Raw genomic sequence first — 21,033 nt, 5'->3', positions numbered from 1 at the left:
AGGATATTAGCTGATTTTTTACGTAGCAATGTATTAGTGAAAATAAAATTACTAAGCAATAATCAGGCATCTATCTTCAATAAGTTACGACAAATATATAAGATTTCAAGGATATAAAAACAGAAAATTAATAATATATTGACCTTTTAATAGTAAGTGCTATAAAATGAAAGCGATAACAAACGATTGCTTTAAAATGATTTCCCTGATCTTTTAGTATTTACAACTATATGAAGGCAAAAAAAATCTATTTTTTTAAGCATTAATGCAAACGTTTTCGTATTGAAAGATCATTGAAATACATACGTGAAAATAGTCAATATGGGGGTGAAGTAAAAGAGATTTCTAGATTAATTTAAGCAGTGTTTCGTAGTATGAGCATAATAAATTTTTCGTAATATTTAAAGAAAGGGTGTATGGGGTGCAAATTACAAAAAAATTAATTAACAAATCGTTTTTATTACTTACCATAATCGTTATGTTATCATCTGTTTTCTCTTTTCAGAGTGTGAAGGCAGTTTCAAATTCGAAAACAACTGAAGTTATCATTCATTACAAAGAGAAATCTGGAAATACAAAAGACTGGAATCTTTGGGTATGGGGAGAAAATGCAAACGGTAAATCATATGAATTTACTGGTGAAGATGAATTTGGAAAATACGCTAAGATAAAAATAGATGGTGACTATAATCGTGTAGGATTTATAGTTCGTACCAATGAATGGGAAAAAGATGGAGGTGATCACTGGGTTGAAAATATAAGGGATGGTCGTGCTGAAGTATGGATCCTTTCGGGTGATGAAAAAGTATATAACTCTAAGCCTTCTTCGGATCTCTCAATTCAAAAAGCTACTATTGATAGTTTTAATGAAATTACTGTAACGACTAATGTTCCGTTTAATAGTAAGGAACAGAAAATTGAAATTGAAGGCGTTAAAATTAAGGGAATTAGTCCTTATGATAAAAATAGTGGAGATATTACTAATAAGGTTAAAATAATTACGGAACAGAAAATTGATTTAAAACAAACATACAAAGTTAAAATAGCAAACTTAGCTGATGCGAATACTGAAATCGGTAAAGTCATTCGTAGCGAGGAATTTGATAATTTATTTTATTATGGTGGTAATGATTTAGGGAATATATATACTCCGCAACATACAAAGTTCCGTTTATGGGCTCCTACTGCGAGTGAAGCGAAGTTAGTTACATATAAAAAATGGAGCGATAAAATAGGTACTGAAATAAACATGCAACAAGGTGAAAAGGGAACTTGGAAAGCAGAACTTAAAGGGAACCAAAAAGGTCTCTTTTATACGTATAAGGTGAAAATTGGGGATAAGTGGACTGAAGCGGTTGATCCGTATGTGCGTGCTGCTTCTGTAAATGGAGATAAAGGTGCAGTTGTTGATTTAGAAGAAACAAATCCGAAAAAATGGAAAGCAAACAAAAAGCCAAAATTTAAAAATCCGGAAGATGCTATTATTTATGAATTACATGTACGCGATCTTTCCATTCAACCTGAAAGTGGTATTAAGCAAAAAGGAAAATATTTAGGTGTAACAGAAAAAGGAACAAAAGGGCCTGAAGGTGTAAAAACAGGACTTGATCATATGAAAGATCTTGGTGTTACTCACGTTCAGTTTTTACCGATATTTGATTATGCTTCAGTAAATGAAGAGAATTTAAATGAACCACAATATAACTGGGGATATGACCCGAAAAATTTCAACGTCCCAGAGGGCTCCTATTCTACAAATCCTTTTGAGCCAACTGTTCGAATAACTGAATTAAAGCAAATGATTCAAACATTGCATGATAATAATCTTCGTGTTGTGATGGACGTAGTATATAACCATATGTATAATGCCGCTGAATCAAATTTTCATAAGTTAGTTCCAGGTTACTATTATCGTTACAATGAAGACGGAACATTAGCAAATGGAACTGGAGTAGGGAATGATACCGCTTCAGAACGAAAGATGATGAGAAAATTTATGGTAGATTCCGTCACATACTGGGCAAAAGAATACAATTTAGATGGGTTCCGTTTTGATTTAATGGGTATTCATGATTATGAAACGATGAATGAGATACGTAAAGCTGTTAATCAAATTGATCCTTCTATTATTCTGCATGGAGAAGGCTGGGATTTAAATACACCTCTTGCAGCTGAATTGAAAGCAAATCAAAAAAATGCGGAGAAAATGAAAGGGATTGCTCATTTTAACGATAATATTCGTGATGGATTGAAAGGTAGTGTATTTGAGGAGAAAGAAAATGGTTTTGTAAATGGAAAGCAAAACATGGAAGACCGTATTAAAAAAGGCATTACAGCCGGTATTGACTATGATACAAATTCGTCTACTTATCAAGATCCGGAGCAGGTGCTAACTTATGTGGAAGCACATGACAATCATACTTTATGGGATAAACTTGAGTTGACTAATTCAGGTGACAGTGAAGAAATGCGAAAACAAATGCATAAATTATCTTCTTCTATTTTATTAACATCACAAGGTATTCCATTCTTACATGCAGGACAAGAGTTTATGCGCACAAAATATGGTGATCATAATAGTTACAAATCTCCTGATTCTATTAACCAGATGGATTGGTTACGCCGTGCAGCATTTAATAATGAAGTAGAGTATATGAAGGGCTTAATAGATTTACGCAAAAAATACCCAGCTTTTCGTATGAATTCTGCAGAGCAAATTAAAAAGTATGTAGCTTTTATCGATGTTCCTAAAAATGTTGTAGCTTATACAATAGATGGAAAGGGAAGTGGGAATAAAAGCGAATACTTTATGGTGGCTCACAATGCAAATAGGGAAGCCGTTGACATAACACTTCCATCGAAAGGTCCATGGAAAGTGCTAGTAAACGAGAATCAGGCGGGAAGTAAAACACTTTACGTTGTCCATGACAATAAAATTAAAGTTCCTGCATTAAGTTCACTAGTTTTAAAAACAGAGAAACCGATTAAATAAAAGCAACTAATGTGAAAGTATATACTGAATTGAGCAAATTGAATAGGGATTGCAAATGAAAAAAGCGAAGTGAAGGTTGTTTTCACTTCGCTTTTAAAGTTAAAGTAATATAATTTCACATACTGTAATTATATTACAATTTAATAACGAAAATAGACAAGAGATTATTGCTATTGTTACAGTAGGAGGAGAAGATATCTTTGTATTTATTTATAAAATTATCTGAAGCACATTCTTAATTTATATAATTTTTATTATATATTCGAACATCTAACGGGCTAGATGTTCGAGTTGTATTAATTCCTACAAATCGTTTAAAAAATAGCAAAGATGCAAAAGTATATGGAATTAAAATAGAGAAAAGACACCTTAAATGGTGTCTTTTCTCTATTTTAAATACGATATGTTAGTAACTCACTTGTATGTAATAGTATGTGCATTTTTACACTAACTTCTAAAGAAAAATTTCAAATTCTTTTCTTAATCTATTTGTAATAAATCTCATTAGAAAATTTTATCGCTATAACAAATAAAACTTTCTCAATATTATTTTGTTTAATAACTATTTCCATCTGCTTTCCAATCCATTACAATAATTTCACATTGGAAATACATGAAAATTCTTAATGTTCTAAATGGTTTATACCTTATAGGATTACTATGGGAAAGGATGTGAAATGTCTAATAAAAAATCATTTTTTATGATGAAATAAAAAAATTTAATGAAGAAAAAGTTATTTTATTATTCTCAAGCTTCGTTGAAGTACATGTATTTATAATCACTATGAGACAAGGGGCAGAATCTAAAGATTATTTTTGTAGATTAGAAAATTGTATTTTGAAAATAAGTAAAACATTTATGGAGGGTTATATGAGCGAGCAAATTTATTACTGGTCTCCTATTAAGCATTGGGAGAAGTTGCATAATGAAATTTTGATAGGAGAAACAAGATTTGCAGGCGTTCTGTCTGAATGGTTTCCTGAGTTTTATTTTTTGACTCAAAAAGGTGTGAAAATTAGTGAACTAGTAGAGCACTTTTCGTTAGGAAATGTAGAAGAGACACAAAAAACAATAGAGCTTATGATAAAAAATCGTGTGTTAGTAAGTAACATATTACCCCCAAGAGAAGTATTTTCCACACAAGAAAAGATTTTTCCGAATCCATATAGCAACCAGATTCGCTTTTCTAAAGAAGATTTAGATAAGTATATGAGTGAACAATTGAATCGAACACACCATGCTGTGCGGTCAACCGAAATTCAACTTGAAACAACAAATGAGTTACCCACTATAATCAAGGAACGTAGGTCTTGTCGCCAATTTGATATGAAAAAACATATTAGTTTTTTAGAATTTTCCCAATTCATATCAACTCTAAAACAGGTTAGGAAAGAAAATATATACTATCATTACGCAAGTGCAGGCGGACTCTACCCTATTGATATCTTTATTTATATAAAACCAAAACGTATAGAAGGTATGAAAGCTGGGTTTTATTATTATAACCCATCAAAAAACTGTCTTGTTATTGTAAATAATATTGATCAAGTAATCAAAAGTGATCATGAGTCAATTAACCAAGATTTATTTACTCAGTCTGCCTTTTCAGTTTATTTGGTTTATAATGCGAACGCTTCCATCCCGAAATACGGTTCAGATGGATATTTATTTGCTTGTATTGAGTCTGGTATTATCACTGCTACCTTAAATATGGTGGCTGAGACATTGAATTTAGGCGTTTGTTCAGTTGGTCATATGAAATTTGAAGAGATTCAGCAATTTTTATGTTTGGATAACCATCAAGTATTTCTCCATGGGCTTGAAGTTGGCTTGAAAATTAACGAATAGATGAAATGAATATTAGGGGGATAAAGATAAAAATGCACATTAAAGATCGAAGTTCGATTCATGAAAATAAAGGGGTAGAGGCTTTTTGGAAGGAGCAGTTATCTTCCGAGGTTCTCGATTTTTCTGTATTTAATAGCGGTTACCAACTAAATAAAGAAAATCCTTGCGAGCACGTTCAAGTCATAATGAATGTAGAGTTTAGTAAAAGTATACAAAAAGTAATTAAGTCTCAAGATTTATTATTATTTAGCTGGTTACAGGCCGCGTTAAGGATTTGTTTGGCACACTATACAGATCAAGAAAAGATTACTATTGGTATTCCTGTAATTGAAAAGAATATTGAACAAAGCGAGAATCTTAATAAGTTGATTCCTTTAGGAAGTGAAATCCATCCGCATCACAGCTTTAAACAAGTAGTAAATCAGATTGAACAAACGACTTTATTCGGGTATGACAATCAGAGTTATCCACTCTCTGAATTATTAGCGAAACACCATTTAACTCCTTTTCAAATTGTTATTGGGATGGAAGGATTACATAATAAAAATTCGATAGAAGAATATGCAGAGAATAATTTAGCCATCTGGATACAAAGAAAATGGAATGAAATACATAATGAATTTGAAGTTCAAATTTCTTTCAAGTCTCATTCATTCTCTTCTTTGCAACAGTTTGCAAATTCATATCTTTATGTTTTAAAGCAAGTGTCAACAAATTCGAATTTGGCTGTGAAAGATATTTGTATCATTTCAGAAGAAGAGAAAGAGTTGCTAGAAGAATTGAATCAAGGTCAGGCGGACATAGAATTGTCTCAATCATTTCAAAATTTGTTTGAGGAACAAGTGTTAAAAACCCCAGATCAAATTGCTGTTGTTTGTAATGATCAATCTTTGACATATAGAGAATTGAATAAGAAAGCAAATCAATTGGCCTCTATTCTTCAAAGTAAAGGTGTTTCCAAAGAAAGTATTATTGGGGTTATGGTAGATCGGTCATTGGAAATGATCATTGGCATGGTGGGGATTTTAAAAGCAGGAGCAGCGTATTTACCAATCGATCCTAACTATCCAAATGAACGAATTGAATATATGTTACAAGATAGTCAAGCGAAATGTTTACTGAGCAAGCGAACAGAAGTAGAATTGCCGCAATTTGCGGGTGAAGTGCTGTATCTTGATGAGGAATATCTCTTCCAAGGTGATGAGGAAAGTAATTTAGTTCGAGAAAGTTATCCTAATGATTTAGCTTATGTTATTTATACATCGGGATCGACAGGGAATCCAAAAGGGGTAATGGTAGAACAGAAATCTCTTGTCCATTTTTTAAGTGTAATGAGAGAAAAAGTAAAAGATAATCAGTCATTCTTGTTTCTTGCTAGTGTATCTTTTGATATCTCCTTGTTAGAAATATGTCTGCCTTTAACACAAGGTTCGAAAGTAGTTATTGCTACAGAGGATCAGTTCGCAACAAAAGAATTAGCTTATTTGGTCAAAGAACATAAGGTGGATTTATGGGAATCAACGCCATCGCGAATGGAAGTGATTTTGAGTGATCCAGAAGGGGCAAATTTTCTAAAAGATTTAAAATCTATTTTGTTAGCGGGAGAAGCATTTTCCATTGATTTGGTTGAAAAAATTCGATGCATCAGTGAAGCGACAATTTTAAATATTTATGGTCCTACAGAAACAACCATTTGTGCAACAGTAAAGGATTTGAGCTCTGCCAAAGAAGTTACGATTGGAAGTCCCAACCCGAATTATCATTCCTATATATTGAATAAGTATGGTCAATTAAAACCATTTGGAATTCCGGGTGAACTCTGCATTAGTGGCGTGGCGGTAGCACGAGGGTATCTTGGGAAATCTAAACTGACAGATGAAAAGTTTGTACCGAGTCCCTTTACGGCAGGAGAAATGATGTATCATACGGGTGATCTCGTTCGTTGGTTGCCTAATGGAGAACTTGAATATCTAGGTCGAATGGATCATCAAGTAAAAATTCGGGGATATCGGATTGAATTAAGAGAGATCGAAAGCCAGTTAAGGGAATATCCAGAAATAAACCAAGCTATCGTTGTTGATCAAGTATATGGAAATAGGAAATTATTAGCTGCGTACTATGTATCGGATAATAAGGTCTCTTTTGATGAAATCAGAAAATATTTAAGTGATAAATTACCTGAGTTTATGATTCCTGAAAAAATGATTCAGGTGGAAGAGATTCCGTTGAATCCAAATGGGAAAGTAGATAGGAAAAGGTTATTAGATATAACACAAACAGATTATGTATCAATTCCATACGTTGCCCCGCGCAATGAAATTGAACAAAAATTGGTGCATGCATGGGAAAAAGTTATGGAGCTTGAGGGAATCGGTATTCATGATAATTTTTTTGCTTTAAAAGGAGAATCGATTAAAGCACTTCAGGTAATTAATTTATTAAGAAAAGACTGCTTAAAAATAAGTACAACAGATTTTTTTAAGCATCCCACGATTGCTCAACTTAGTACTTGTGTAAAGTTAGAGCATAAAACGGAAAACTTTGAAAATAGACCAACCCATGTTAAAGATTTGTCTAAGCCATTTCCCTTAACAGAGGTTCAGACAGCGTACATGTTAGGACGGAATTCACAGTTTGAATTAAGTGGTATTTCACCTCAAACTTATTTTGAATATGAAACAGAATTGAATATCAATCGTCTTTCAAAAAGTTTTCAAAAGGTAATTCAACGTCATCCGATGTTACGAGCTGTAATTTTACCAGAGGGAGAACAGCAAATATTACAAAGCGTTCCTGATTACGAGATTGAAATAGTAAGTCTCATAGATTTAGATGATAGGAATCAAAATGCTCGCTTACAAGAAGAACGTTCTCGAATGACTAATCATGTATTTCCTTTAGGGCAATGGCCTTTGTTTGAATTAAAAGCCTTTCTTTTAAAAGAAGACACGTATTTATTATGTTTTCGATACGATGCTTTATTAATGGACGGAGCAAGCATGAACATCGTTGGACAGGATTTGTTTCATTATTATTATAAACCAGAGCAAAGGTTAGAACCTCTATCTTTTGATTTTCAAGATTACATGTTTATCTATGATGAACTGGAACAAAGTACAGAATATAAAACAGCAAAAGATTATTGGACAAGTAAGCTTCCTGACTTTCCGTTTGCGCCTTCTTTGCTGTTAAAAAAGGATCCAGCAGAGATTGCTACTCCTAAGTTTCAATCACTTAATAAGATCCTGGACAATGAAATATGGACAAAGCTACGAAAGTTAGCACAAGAGAAAGAAGTAACTCCTTCGGCTCTGCTTTGTACAATATATGGTGATGTATTGGCATATTGGAGTAATCAACGTCGATTGGCAATTAATTTGACTGTATTTAACCGTTATCCTGTTCATGAAGAAGTAGAGCAAATTGTGGGAGATTTCACTTCACTCATCTTGTTGGATGTTGATGTGAATCCAGATCAATCTTTCTTTACTAGAGTAAAAGAAACGCAATCTACTTTATTAGATGGTCTCGAACATCGCCATTACGATGGAGTTAATTTCATTCGAGATTTTACTCGATATCATCAAATGACGCCAAAAGCAGTTATGCCAATTGTTTTCACCTCGATGCTAGCAGGTGCGGGGGCTTTTGCTTGGGAACAACTTGGTTCACTTCGCCATATTCATGCTCGGACTCCACAAGTGTATTTGGATAATGTGGTAATTGAAAAAAATGGAGAGTTATTAATTAGCTGGAACTATGTTGAAGAATTGTTTGATGTTGATGTGATAGAAGCGATGTTTCACCAATTTGTTGACTTATTGGAACAATTAGTGAAACAAAGTGACGTAACATCTTTGCAGATGAAAGAGTTAGACCACGCTTTAATTGAGCAATACAATGAGACAACAGAAAAAATACCGTCGACTACTTTATATCAATTATTTACAGACCAAGTAAAACGTACACCGGATGAAGTAGCAGTAGTTTTTGAACAAGACTACTTAACATACTCGGAGCTTCATAAGCGCTCCAATCAAGTTGCGCACTTTTTAAAAGAACAAGGAATTGGTCTAGGTGACAAGGTTGGTCTTTTAGCACAAAGACGAGTTGACACAATTGCTAATATGATAGGTATTTTAAAAGCAGGTGCCGCTTATGTTCCGATTGATCCCGACCATCCTTCAGATCGCCAAACATATATTTTAGAAAATAGCTCATGCAAACTTTTATTAGAACCTAGTCTTTATGCAGAAAACCACTTGTCATTATACACAACAGAAGATATGCCTGCTATTGCTGGTCCGGAAGATCTTGCCTATATTATCTACACTTCAGGAAGTACAGGGAAACCGAAAGGAGTAATTATTACTCACCAAGCGGTTGCAAATACCATTCAAGATATTAATCAAAAATATCAGGTAAATGAAGATGATCGTATTATTGGTATTTCTTCTATGTGTTTTGACTTATCTGTATACGATATTTTCGGAACGTTAAGCACAGGTGCAATGTTGGTAATGATTCGTGACCCAAGAGACATGCAAGAATTAATCCGTACTGTCGAACGTAGAGGAATTACAATTTGGAATACAGTACCTGCAATTATGGATTTGGTATTAGATCAAGTAGGTTCTCATTTTGAACATTATTCCTTGCGTTTAGTTTTACATAGTGGAGATTGGATTCCACTTTCTTTACCAGAAAAAATAAAACGACATTTTCCGATTGCGGAAGTAGTTTCACTCGGAGGAGCAACAGAAGCATCGATTTGGTCAATTTATTATCCGGTCAAACAGGTGGAATCGCATTGGAAGAGTATTCCATACGGGATACCTTTGGCAAACCAAACGTATTATGTGTTGAACTATGAAAAGAAAATGTGCCCTGTTGGTGTAATTGGAGATTTATATATCGGGGGAGTGGGCCTTGCTAAAGGATATTTAAATGATGAACAGAAAACAAATGAAGCATTTGTATCACATCCTGATTTTGGTCTTATTTACAAGACAGGAGACTGTGGAAAAATGCATCCTGAGGGATATATTGAATTTTTAGGCCGCCAAGATTATCAAGTCAAAATTCAAGGATATCGAGTAGAGTTAGAAGAAATCGCCCATTGTCTTCTCACTTACAAACAAGTCGAACATGCAGTAGTGATTGATCAGACAGATGAGTATGGTATAAAATTTTTAGTCGCATATGTGGTAACTGAGAAAAATATTAGCACAACAGAACTTCGAAAGCATTTGCGAGATCACTTGCCAGATTACATGATTCCTTCTTATTTTGTTTATTTGGAACAATTGCCCTTGACTCCAAACGGGAAATTAGATAGAAAAGCGCTCCCTACTCCGGAGAAACAAACAAATGAAGTATTTATTGCTCCAAAAACGGAAATGGAAAAAATATTAACTAGTGTTTGGCAAGAAGTACTCAAAGTAAATCGGATTGGAGTAAATGATCATTTCTTTGCCTTAGGTGGAGATTCGATAAAAGCGATTCAAGTTTCCGTCAGACTGTATAGACAAGGATTTGAGCTGGAGCCAAAAAATTTATTTTCATTTCCTATATTAGGAGACATGGTTCAATTTGTTAAAAAGCTTGATCATCTTCCAAATTCGCAAACAAGTGATGCAAACAAAATGAACGATAATAAAGTTACATTACTAAATGTTAAAGATAAACAACTTAATCAACATACACTTATCAAAATACAAGAAAAAATGCCAAAAATAAAAATAGAACGTATTTACCCATTGGCACCTTTCCAGGAAGTTATTTATGAACATGCTGCGACTGAACCTGATACAAATGCATATTTCGAACAAACAATTTGGGCACTTGAGGGGGAGCTGGATATTAATCTCTTTATTCAGTGTTTCCAACAATTAGTTGATCGTCATGATTCTTTAAGAACGATAATTGTGCAAGATGAACAAGCACAACCTTGGCAAGCTGTTCTACATGATGTTCAAATGATTTCAGAGATAAAAAACTTGATTGAGATGACGAAACAAGAACAGCAAGAATTCCTAGACCAGTGGATGAATGAAAATTTAAGTCAAGGATTCAAAAATGATGAACTCATGACCCGTCTCTGTATATTCCAACTAGAAAATAACGAGCATAAGGTGGTTTGGAGTTCCCATCATCTATTATGTGATGGTTGGAGCGTCAGCATTTTGATAGACGAATTATTCCAGCTCTATGAAACAATAAATGCGGGAACTACGGCAGAGTTACCTATGGTGAAACCTTTTGAGACATTCATAGATTGGACTGTAGCACGAGATCATGAGAAAGCACGTCATTTTTGGCGGGATTATTTATCAGGATACAATCAGAAAATTAGTATTCCTAAAAAGAAAGTACCAACTCAAAGTGAAGGGTTAAATTTTACATTTATGGATTTAACATTAGATAAGGATTTGACTAATCAGTTACAGACATTTGTAACTAAAAACAATATAACTATGAATTCGGCATTACTAGCTGTATGGGGAATATTGCTTGGCAAATACAACGGAAGGAGAGAAGTAGTATTACCTAATCTAGTATCAGTCAGACCCCCCGAAGTAGAAGGGATTGAAAATATGTTCGGTCTGTTCACAAATGTTTTGCCTATCCGACTAGCATGGACAGAAACGCAATCTTTTGTGGACTTCCTGCAAAAAGTACAACTAGAAACATTGAAATGTAATGAGTATGCATACTATTCATTTGTTGATATACAAAAACAAAGTGAATTAAAAACTGAGTTGACTGACCATCTTTGGGTTTTTGAAAACTATCCGACTAACTCAGCTATCTTTTCTTCAAATGAAAACAGAAATTTTGCCATCACAGATTACGAAGTTGTTGATGAGCCTCATGTAAAGTATGGAATTATGTGCTTCCCTGAAGAGAAACTTACAATAAAGTTTGGATATGATCAAACCGTATATGAAGCGGAGAAAATACAGGAAATATTGAATCACATCCATCAGTTAATCAACATGATTCTTCAAAATCCAATACAGGCAATCGGTGATTACAAATTATAAAAAATGAAAAGGCGAGCAAGAACTCGCCTTTTTAAATAGAGTAGGAGTAAACCAAATGACAAAAAACTTGCAGTTATCAGCCGAAGAGATGCGTCAGTTAGGATATCAAGCGGTGGACTTGATTGTTGATCATATGAATCATTTGAAAAGTAAACCAGTTTCGGAAACGATTGATAGTAATATTTTTAGAGACAAGCTAATTGAAACGATTCCAGAAAACGGATCTAATCCAAAAGAGTTACTTCATTTTCTTAATAACAATGTGTTTAATCAAATTACTCATGTGGATCATCCTCATTTTATGGCTTTTGTGCCAGGTCCTAATAATTATGTTGGTGTAATAGCAGATTTTTTAGCAAGTGGGTTTAATGTATTTCCTACGGCTTGGATAGTAGGTGCAGGTGCTGAACAAATTGAATTAACGACAATCAACTGGTTAAAATCAATGCTAGGATTCCCTGATTCAGCTGAAGGGCTATTTGTCAGTGGCGGTTCCATGGCTAATTTGACTGCACTTACTGTAGCGAGACAGGTCAAGCTGAATAATGACATAGAAAATGCGGTTGTGTATTTTTCTAACCAAACTCATTTTTCTGTAGATCGAGCACTTAAAGTATTAGGTTTTAAACATCATCAAATTTGCCGAATTGAAACAGATGAAGATTTAAGAATTTCAGTTAGTACTTTAAGAAAGCAAATAAAAGAAGATCGATTAAAAGGGAAAAAACCATTTTGTGTTATTGCTAATGCAGGGACAACGAATTGCGGAGCGGTGGACTCCCTCGATGAATTGGCTGATCTATGTGGTGATGAAGATGTATGGCTACACGCGGATGGTGCTTATGGGGCTGCAGCAATTCTCAGTGAAAAAGGAAGGGAGGTGTTAAGAGGAATTCATCGTGCTGATTCTTTGACGTTAGACCCGCATAAATGGCTTTTTCAGCCTTATGATGTTGGTTGTGTACTCATTCGCAATAGCCAATATTTAAGTAAAACGTTCCGTATGATCCCAGAGTATATTAAGGATACGGAAACTAATATAGAAGAAAAAGTGAATTTTGGGGAGCGTGGAATTGAACTTTCTCGTAGATTTAGGGCATTAAAGGTATGGCTTTCTTTTAAAGCATTTGGAGTCACAGCTTTTCGTGAGGCAATAGATCATGGCATTATGTTGGCTGAACAAGTTGAAGAGTTTTTAAGGAAAGAAAAAGATTGGGAAGTAGTAACACCTGCCCAATTAGGAATTGTTACTTTTCGTTATATTCCTTGTAAGCGAACGTCTACAGAAACAATTCATGAAATAAACAAAAAACTGGTGGAAGAAATTAATCAAAGAGGATTTGCTATGCTAAGTACGACTAAATTAAAAGAAAAAGTAGTAATTCGACTTTGCTCTATCAACCCGAGGACAACATTAGAAGAAATACTTCAAATCATGATGAGCATTAAGGCGTTGGCAGAGGAAATAAACACATCGCCTAAACATCTTATATCTGTTTCTCAACCTTGATATATTAGGTGAATTTTACATATTAATAGCCGATTCTAAATGAGAATCGGCTATTATACTATTTACGAGTGTTTTTCTTGTAAAGGGATTAAGCCTCAACCTTAGAGACTCTTTTGAAACCAGTCTTTACTGCTTGTACCATTTCGTTTACAGCGTAAATAGATACATCGGCATTTGGATTTAACCCTTCAAACCAGTGATAGGCATTTGGATATAAATGAAACTCGACATCAACACCAGCTTGCGCTAGTTTGCTTACATAGGTTAATGTTTCACTGCGGAATGGATCTAATTGACCAACAAATGTGTAAGTATATGGTAAATCACTATAATCCTCTGCTCGAGAAGGCGCTGCATAGACAGGGATTTGATCTGTTCCATACATTTCTCCTAAATACATTTTCCAACCAGCTTCATTTGCCTTTTGATTCCAAACAAATCCTTCTTTAATTTCATTCGCTGAAGGTGTATTATTTCGGTCATCAATCATTGGATAGAGTGGCATCTGTAAACAAATTGAAGGATATTTTCGATCTCGGGCTAATAATGATAATGCTGCTGTTAGTCCACCTCCAGCGCTTACTCCTGCAACCCCAATTCGATTCGAATCAATGTTTAATGACTTCGCATTATCAGCAATCCATTTTAAAGCTGAATAACAATCCTCAATTGGTGCTGGGTAAGGGTGTTCAGGTGCTAAGCGGTAGTCTACAGACACGACCACACAGCCAGCTTCTTTTGCAAACCTCATACAAGTATCATCGTTATCATCTATAGACCCTAAGATATAACCACCACCATGTATCCATAATAAGACAGGTAAAGGCTCATTATTTGATTTTGGACGATAAATTCTTAATGGTAACGGATTATCATCAGGTCCAACAATGACTTCATCTGTTAATGAAAGGGATTCATCAACAACGGTAGGTGGTCTCATTTGAGCTATTCCTTCTCTGATTGATTGCAAGTTTTCCGGGTGTAAATCGAGATTTGGAAACATCTCTAACCCTTGTAATAACTCTGGATTTACTCTTGTTTTCATTTTAGCACCTCTATTTGTAATTGTTTTCGAATAAATGAAGTGTATTCTAAGTAGTTTAATTGTGAAAAAATATCACAATTAAATTGTAAATTGGATATGCGACAACAGTCAACAGAATATTCGGAAATTAAAACCTTTCTCAAGAAGGAGTTTCACGCAACCAATAATACAAGTAGTGGATTTAGGAGAAAAGTGTTTTCATGTCGTTGTATTTATGTACACTTAGTTTTCTAATTAAACCAAGTGATAATCCTTTTTATTTTAATGACATATTGCAAGTGATACCTATTCGAATTCATACTCGGAAAGAATTAATACATTTTCATTCCTTAATATATAATTCAGGGAAATACTCATGGGCAGGCATTAATATAGGAGAACAGTACAAATTAAAATAACTGTTTAAAAAAATTCCTTTTATTTGGCTAGAAAAGGAGTAGATTCTTTTTTCTTATCTAGACTCATGAAGAAGTATGAAAATCAGAATTTATAATTCAAAAGCCAGCTTAAAGTAATTGCAATAATTACTTTGGATAGTAATCTTAAAAAAATATAAAAAAGAGAAGAACTCACCAAGGTTCTTCTCTTTTTTATATGTAATTAGGGTTTCCATAACTGTAGATATGGATGGTGTAAATTAATGGATGAATAATTTACTCTTAAAATTATAACAGAACAATTAAAGATTTTTATATGTAATATTGCATATAAAGGGTAAACAACAATAATTTCTTTTTATAAAAATAAGCCCCTGGTGAAAATGATGAGTAACCCTTTTCTATATGAAATGAACTTGGTATAAAATGAAAGATTACAAGTATAAGATTCTATACTTAGTAATCCCTCACTTTAAGGTATGTCTTTGGGGAAGTGTGAGGAGTTCAATCGATTCTGAATAAAATTGATAGTATCAGTTGCAATTTTTTTACGTTTAAGAACAATCCCGGCATGTCCACATGTATAAATATATCGCGTAGGTCTTTCCCAGGATTCCCACAAATAGTCCGTATCCTCAGAGTGTACATATAGATCGTGCTTACCTGAAATTAATAAAATATTTTCTTTTTTTACTTTTGGTAACGCTTGACTCGGTTCAGTGATTTTCCAATAAGCTATTAAATCATCATACGTAACACCATGATGTTCCAAATCTTCTCTAATAAATTTACCTGGATTTGTCTTCCAAATTGAATAAGAGAGTCGATTCGCGTAGAAAATGGATGCTAACACATCAATTTCTGGTTCAACAAGAGATGTTAAGTTAGTAATAACTCCACCTAAACTGATTCCTATTAAAATCAAGGGACCATTTTTATTTGCTTTAATCCATTTGATCAAAGTTCGTAAATCAGCTACCGCTTGTTTAGTTGCTTCTACAGTTCGTTCAACATTGGCACTTACCATGTACTCTCCACTGTATAGGGATTGGTTCGGTTTTCTGTCAAAATGATATGGTAAAGTGAAATAATACATATTCCACTTCAAGTTGGTCATATGGTCGTGGAATATTTTTTTTACACGTTCGTTAGAATCCATTCTCCAACCGTGAACAAAGATGACATGAGGTGCATCTTCATTTTTATGTGAAAATAATTCCCCAGTGACAGAATCGTTGCGTGAATCACCAGATTGAACCGAGCTTTTATATTTGAATTGTCCAACCATGTATTCCTTTTCTTGTTTTAAATGCTTAATGTTAAAATGAATATGAGATGGTTTTACTTTATAAAAAAATTCTATGTCCTTTATATATAGTGAGGTGTTAGAAAGAGAAGTATACTGGAACTTTACACTTCTTTTTTTGTGCAAATCATACAAGGCGTATCGATCAATGAGTTTTGAAAAAATCAAATTAACCTCCTCCAAAATACATATCGTCTAAAAGATGGACAAAATTTATGCTGTAAATTAATTGTAAAATATTCTCTTTTCCTAATAGTAGATGCTTGAATTATAAAACAGATGGGAATTTGTATATTATATTATAAAGCTATCAATAAAATAAAACTATAAATATCTTTTACAAAAACCTAAAAAGCAAGTTAATATTCTCATTCATAAAAGAGAACATTAACTTGCTTATTTTCGTATCAAAAGGTACACCTTTTGAAGTGACGTAATTTATATGAAAGACAATGTGTCAATTTGTATATTTAATACAGTGATAGTTACCATAATTTTCGAAGCCTATAGTTAATTAACCTTACAATATACGTCTTTTTGGTATATAAATAGCTATATTCATTAGAGAAAGAGTTTTAATCCTTCATGAGAATCTTTAAAACCTAATTTCTTATAAAAGTGTAAAGCTTCTTGTCGTTCTTTATCTGTTGTTAACTGTACTAAATGACATCCCCGTAATTTAGCACGTTGAATAGCCCATTTAATAAGTTTACTTCCTATACCTTTACCACGTTTTGATGAGGCTGTCCGTACACCCTCAATTGTAGCTCTCCACCCCCCTTGACGTACAATGTAAGGCGTAAATGTAATTTGTTGAATACCAACAATCTCCGTCCCATCACACGCTACAATCAACTCGTTATTTGGATCACAATCAATAGCATGAAATGCTCTTATATAACTATCAGGGAGTGGTGTTTCATAGCGCTCTCTTTTATTTCCTAAAACATCATCAGCAAGCATTTTTACAATTACATCTAAATCATCTGCCGTTGCAATCCTAAATGTTATAGTTTCTGTCACTATCAAAAAACCTCCTTAATGTATGCACTTGTTACTTTTATTTTACTTGTTTAAATACAAAAGGTTAAATTATAAAATATTATGAGTCTCTATAACTTTTTCTTATAGATAGCATAAAAGCCTAACTTATAAAATTATAAGTTAGGCTTTTTAACACAATATTATTATTAGAGAATCCGACCAACTTCAATAAAAGTCCATATTCTTTAATGAATTTTCATATTTAACAAGCACACATATAACCATCCAAATAGGGTGGTTTTTATTTTTTGTATAGAAATTACGAAATAAGCATGGATTTGTATGCTCTCATTCAATGCTATCTAAAGCCATAACTTCCTTGCCAATATTCAAAACGATTACGTTTTTGAATATGTGTTCCGGTCTTTCTTGACCAGGTCAATGAATAACTACACATAAACTCCTTATATCTCTAGATAAACTACCGATTAGCTCCATATAGACTCTAGATAACCTATATAGAATACAAGTTATCAAGGAGGTAAGAAAAAATGAACTTTATGAAACGAGCAATTCTCAGTATGAAAAAAAGAGTAGGAACATCATTAATTTTGATGGCAGTTTTCCTAATTGTTACAAATTTAGTGTTGGCAGGATTCACAATCCAAAATGCATCAAAAAAAGCTGCTGATGCAGCAAGAAAAAAACTCGGTGCAGATGTTACTTTAAGTCTTGATTTTGACAAATTAGGTCAACAAGCTAGGGAAACTGGAGAGATGCCTAATCCACCGAAGCTTAATACAAAAGAAGCAGATCAATTAGCGAAGTCAAAGTATGTAAAAGACTATAATTACATAACTAGCACTCTCGGAATTTCTGACGGACTTAAACTAGTAGGAGCTTCAGAAGGAGAAGAAGAAGGAAAAGGTAAGGCGGGAATGGCGGCTGTACGAGGCGGTTCAGGCTCCGGTACAGAAATAGATATGAATTCTTCTTTTATGATTGAGGGAGTTCGCAAAACTGCATTACAAGAAAGCTTTAAGAATGGAAAAAGTAAAATCATTGATGGGAAACCAATTACAGAACAGATGAAAGATCAGAATGTAGCTTTAATGGAAAAACGATTAGCGGAATTAAACAACTTGAAAGTAGGAGACAAAGTTAAAGTGCAATCAGGGGATAAGAAGGAAACCCTGGAGGTTGAAATTATCGGTATTTACGAAACGAATGAGCAAGCAATGGGGCAACAAGCTCCTCCTATAATGGATCCAGCTAATAAACTATATATGCCGCATTCAACTATGAAAAAATTAGAAATAGATCAAGGTATAAGTAGCATTCAAGTCGTGTATTTCTTGAAAGATCCACAAAACATTGAAGCATTTAAAGAAGAAGCAAAAAAATCTGATATTGATTTTAATTATTATAAATTAGATGCACATGATTCGTTGTACAAACAAATGATTGGGCCTATCGAAAATATCTCATCTACTTCTCAAATGATTATTTATATTGTATCAATTGCAGGTGCGATTATTTTAGGGTTAATCATTATGTTATCGATTAAAGCACGTCGTAAGGAAATGGGGATTCTATTGTCCATTGGAGAGAAAAAGTGGAAACTGATGGCGCAGTTCGTAGTAGAAGTAGTATGTATCGCTATTTTAGCATTTGGATTATCCATAACAACAGGAGCAAAAATTTCTCAATTCATAGGGAATAATTTACTTTCGAGTGAAATTGCTACAGCAGGAGAAGAAACAAACACCTCACAAAATGGAACTGTAATGGTAGCTGGACCTGGTGGAACTGTACAAAATCAAAAAGAGGATCCAATTGATAAAATTAATGTAAGTGTAACAGGCGAAGATGTAGGGAAAATGGGGGGCATTGGACTAGCTATTGCTATATTAGCAACGCTTCTTCCAGCATTATCTATTCTACGCCTGAATCCAAAACAAATTCTTTTAAAAGATGAATAAGGAGGCTCGATATGGAGACGATTTTACAATTTAAAAACTTAGATTATTATTATGAAAGTAATGGAAAAAAAGTAGCGATACTAGAAAATGTTAACTTTTCTTTTCAAAAAGGACATTTCTACACGATTCTAGGACCATCCGGATCTGGTAAAACCACTACGCTTAGCTTAGGTTGTGGGCTAGATATACCTAAAAATGGTTATGTACTATTTAATGGAAAGGATATTCGGAAAATTGGTTTGGATCGGTACCGTAATCAAAATGTATCGGTAATTTTCCAATCTTATAATTTGATTACCTATATGAGTGCTCTTCAAAATGTCTTAACAGCAATGGAAATTACAGGTGTTAAAGTGCAAAATAAAACGGCAAGGGCATTAGAATTATTAGAGAAAGTAGGACTTACAGAAGTAGAAGCGAAACGAAATGTTCTGCAACTAAGTGGCGGGCAACAACAGCGTGTTGCAATCGCTCGAGCGTTATCTTGTAATGTTGATTTACTGATTGCGGATGAGCCGACAGGAAACCTCGACGAAGAAACGGCAATGGATATAATAGAACTGTTTCAAGAACTTGCACATAAAGAAAATAAATGTATTATTGTTGTGACGCACTCACAGGAAGTTGCTAAAAAATCAGACCGTGCAGTCTATTTAAGTAAGAAGAAGTTGGTAGTAAACGAAATTTAATATAAACACCCTAGTTTTTTAATTCACATAATTTTCGAAATCAGTTTCTTCAAATATTTATATTTGATATACAATATAACCAAGCCATAATCAAAATGGTCTCCCTGTATTGAATGTTAAAATAGTTTGTTATTCCCTTTTTAACAATTTTTGAAAAAGAACTTGTAGTATATTCTACAGGTTCTTTTTTGTGCTCTTTCAATATCAACGGTCTTCAAATGAAATATGAATTTTAACTAAGTCATTCTTTGGAGTAATTATTTATTCGTTACTTTTAAATTGTCTAACACTATTTTAGTTGCATCTGCAATAAGTTTATCATCGTATTTCGCATCCTCTTTAGCATGATTAGAAAGTATCGCAAGCATAATTGGCTTTTTATTTGGTGGCCAAATGATTGCAATATCATTCCTTGTTCCATAAGACCCAGAGCCGGTCTTATCGGCTACTTCCCATTCTCCTGGAACTCCAGCACGAATTAAGTTGTCCCCCGTAGTATTTCTTTTCATCAAATCTATTAAAAAGTTCCGTTTCTCAATGGAAAGTATATCGCCTAGCGCGTATGCTTGAAGACTAGTAGCTAACGCCTTTGGGGTACTAGTATCACGAGTGTCTCCTGGCTGCACTTCGTTTAATTCTGGTTCAAAACGTTCAGGATTCGTGACAGTATCTCCTATTTCTCTCAGTGATTTTTTGAATTCACTTGGCCCACCTAATTGCTTAAGAATAAGATTTTGTGCAGTATTATCGCTATATCGAAGGGAAGCATCCGCAAGCTCTTTAAGAGTCATACCTGTATCTACATATTTTTCAGTAATTGGATTGTAATTCACAAGATCTTTGCTAGTATACTTAATTCTTTGATCTAAATCTTCTATTGATTTCTTTTGTAACAGTGCTCCAACAGCAAGGGCTTTGTGGGTAGATGCGTATGCAAACCGTTCATCTGAACGATAAGTAACAGTTTGATTCGTACCTGTGTCCAATGCATAAATACCAAGTTTAGCATCATATTCTTTTTCAAGCTTTACAAAAGAATGATTACCTGTATTTTCTTGTTTGGTTTGTTTCGGTGGTTCGGATTGAATATTACTATTGGAACAGCCTATAAGCGTTGCACATGAAAGTAATACTACAGGGAGCATCTTTTTATAATGTGCGATGTGAAAAAACTTCTTTGAAACTAGCATACATTTTCAACCTCTTTCAAGAATATATGGATTTTGTTTAGGTATTTTACATACCGATACAAT

At 33.8% G+C, this 21,033-nt stretch carries 10 protein-coding genes and 1 pseudogene; 7 read left to right on the top strand and 4 right to left on the bottom strand.

Annotated features, from left to right (window positions below; translation table 11 throughout):
- The first annotated feature begins 421 nt into the window (after nucleotides 1–421).
- The 5 genes and pseudogenes from pulA (at nucleotide 422) to MKX66_RS06990 (ending at nucleotide 13,397) form a co-directional block, all read left to right on the top strand.
- Entirely contained in the window at nucleotides 422–2,992 is a 2,571-nt protein-coding gene (gene pulA, locus MKX66_RS07005; protein WP_341085834.1) for a type I pullulanase, read from the top strand.
- Between the two features lie 266 nt (nucleotides 2,993–3,258).
- Nucleotides 3,259–3,336, top strand: a pseudogene (locus MKX66_RS30830) (DM13 domain-containing protein); the annotation flags it as partial.
- Nucleotides 3,337–3,863: 527 nt separating this feature from the next.
- Entirely contained in the window at nucleotides 3,864–4,841 is a 978-nt protein-coding gene (locus MKX66_RS07000; RefSeq protein ID WP_060751149.1) for a SagB/ThcOx family dehydrogenase, read from the top strand.
- Between the two features lie 32 nt (nucleotides 4,842–4,873).
- Nucleotides 4,874–11,887, top strand: a complete 7,014-nt coding sequence (locus MKX66_RS06995; protein WP_341085833.1) for an amino acid adenylation domain-containing protein — start codon at nucleotides 4,874–4,876, stop codon at nucleotides 11,885–11,887.
- A 55-nt stretch (nucleotides 11,888–11,942) separates the two neighbouring features.
- The gene (locus MKX66_RS06990; RefSeq protein WP_002127563.1) at nucleotides 11,943–13,397 is read left to right on the top strand and encodes a pyridoxal phosphate-dependent decarboxylase family protein; all 1,455 of its coding nucleotides are present in this window, start codon (nucleotides 11,943–11,945) and stop codon (nucleotides 13,395–13,397) included.
- A gap of 88 nt (nucleotides 13,398–13,485) precedes the next feature.
- Here MKX66_RS06990 and MKX66_RS06985 read toward each other — a convergent pair whose 3' ends face one another.
- The 3 genes from MKX66_RS06985 to MKX66_RS06975 all read right to left on the bottom strand — a co-directional run bounded on the left by MKX66_RS06985 (nucleotide 13,486) and on the right by MKX66_RS06975 (nucleotide 17,148).
- Nucleotides 13,486–14,442, bottom strand: coding sequence for an alpha/beta hydrolase (locus tag MKX66_RS06985; RefSeq protein ID WP_002127565.1), 957 nt, complete (start codon nucleotides 14,440–14,442; stop codon nucleotides 13,486–13,488).
- 849 nt (nucleotides 14,443–15,291) lie between these two features.
- Complete coding sequence (locus tag MKX66_RS06980; RefSeq protein WP_341085832.1) at nucleotides 15,292–16,293, bottom strand: alpha/beta hydrolase; 1,002 nt, start codon at nucleotides 16,291–16,293, stop codon at nucleotides 15,292–15,294.
- 393 nt (nucleotides 16,294–16,686) lie between these two features.
- Nucleotides 16,687–17,148 (bottom strand): GNAT family N-acetyltransferase, encoded by a 462-nt coding sequence (locus MKX66_RS06975; protein WP_002189710.1) that lies wholly within the window; start codon nucleotides 17,146–17,148, stop codon nucleotides 16,687–16,689.
- 512 nt (nucleotides 17,149–17,660) lie between these two features.
- Here MKX66_RS06975 and MKX66_RS06970 point away from each other — a divergent pair.
- Nucleotides 17,661–19,091 (top strand): ABC transporter permease, encoded by a 1,431-nt coding sequence (locus MKX66_RS06970; protein ID WP_002032327.1) that lies wholly within the window; start codon nucleotides 17,661–17,663, stop codon nucleotides 19,089–19,091.
- Nucleotides 19,092–19,102: 11 nt separating this feature from the next.
- Nucleotides 19,103–19,780 (top strand): ABC transporter ATP-binding protein, encoded by a 678-nt coding sequence (locus MKX66_RS06965; RefSeq protein ID WP_003189466.1) that lies wholly within the window; start codon nucleotides 19,103–19,105, stop codon nucleotides 19,778–19,780.
- A 257-nt stretch (nucleotides 19,781–20,037) separates the two neighbouring features.
- Here MKX66_RS06965 and bla read toward each other — a convergent pair whose 3' ends face one another.
- A complete protein-coding gene (gene bla, locus MKX66_RS06960; RefSeq protein ID WP_341085831.1) occupies nucleotides 20,038–20,970 on the bottom strand; it encodes a class A beta-lactamase in 933 nt (310 codons plus the stop codon).
- Nucleotides 20,971–21,033: the final 63 nt, after the last annotated feature.

This window comes from Bacillus sp. FSL R9-9530 (genome assembly GCF_038008145.1).
Classification (GTDB): domain Bacteria; phylum Bacillota; class Bacilli; order Bacillales; family Bacillaceae_G; genus Bacillus_A; species Bacillus_A mycoides.
This window is presented reverse-complemented; position numbering and strand designations above follow the sequence as displayed.

Coding starts and splice junctions, on each gene's coding strand:
- MKX66_RS07000 (WP_060751149.1), top strand. CDS start 3,864: ATGAGCGAGCAAATTTATTACTGGTCTCCTATTAAGCATTGGGAGAAG.
- MKX66_RS06995 (WP_341085833.1), top strand. CDS start 4,874: ATGCACATTAAAGATCGAAGTTCGATTCATGAAAATAAAGGGGTAGAG.
- MKX66_RS06990 (WP_002127563.1), top strand. CDS start 11,943: ATGACAAAAAACTTGCAGTTATCAGCCGAAGAGATGCGTCAGTTAGGA.
- MKX66_RS06985 (WP_002127565.1), bottom strand. CDS start 14,442: ATGAAAACAAGAGTAAATCCAGAGTTATTACAAGGGTTAGAGATGTTT.
- MKX66_RS06970 (WP_002032327.1), top strand. CDS start 17,661: ATGAACTTTATGAAACGAGCAATTCTCAGTATGAAAAAAAGAGTAGGA.
- MKX66_RS06965 (WP_003189466.1), top strand. CDS start 19,103: ATGGAGACGATTTTACAATTTAAAAACTTAGATTATTATTATGAAAGT.
- bla (WP_341085831.1), bottom strand. CDS start 20,970: ATGCTAGTTTCAAAGAAGTTTTTTCACATCGCACATTATAAAAAGATG.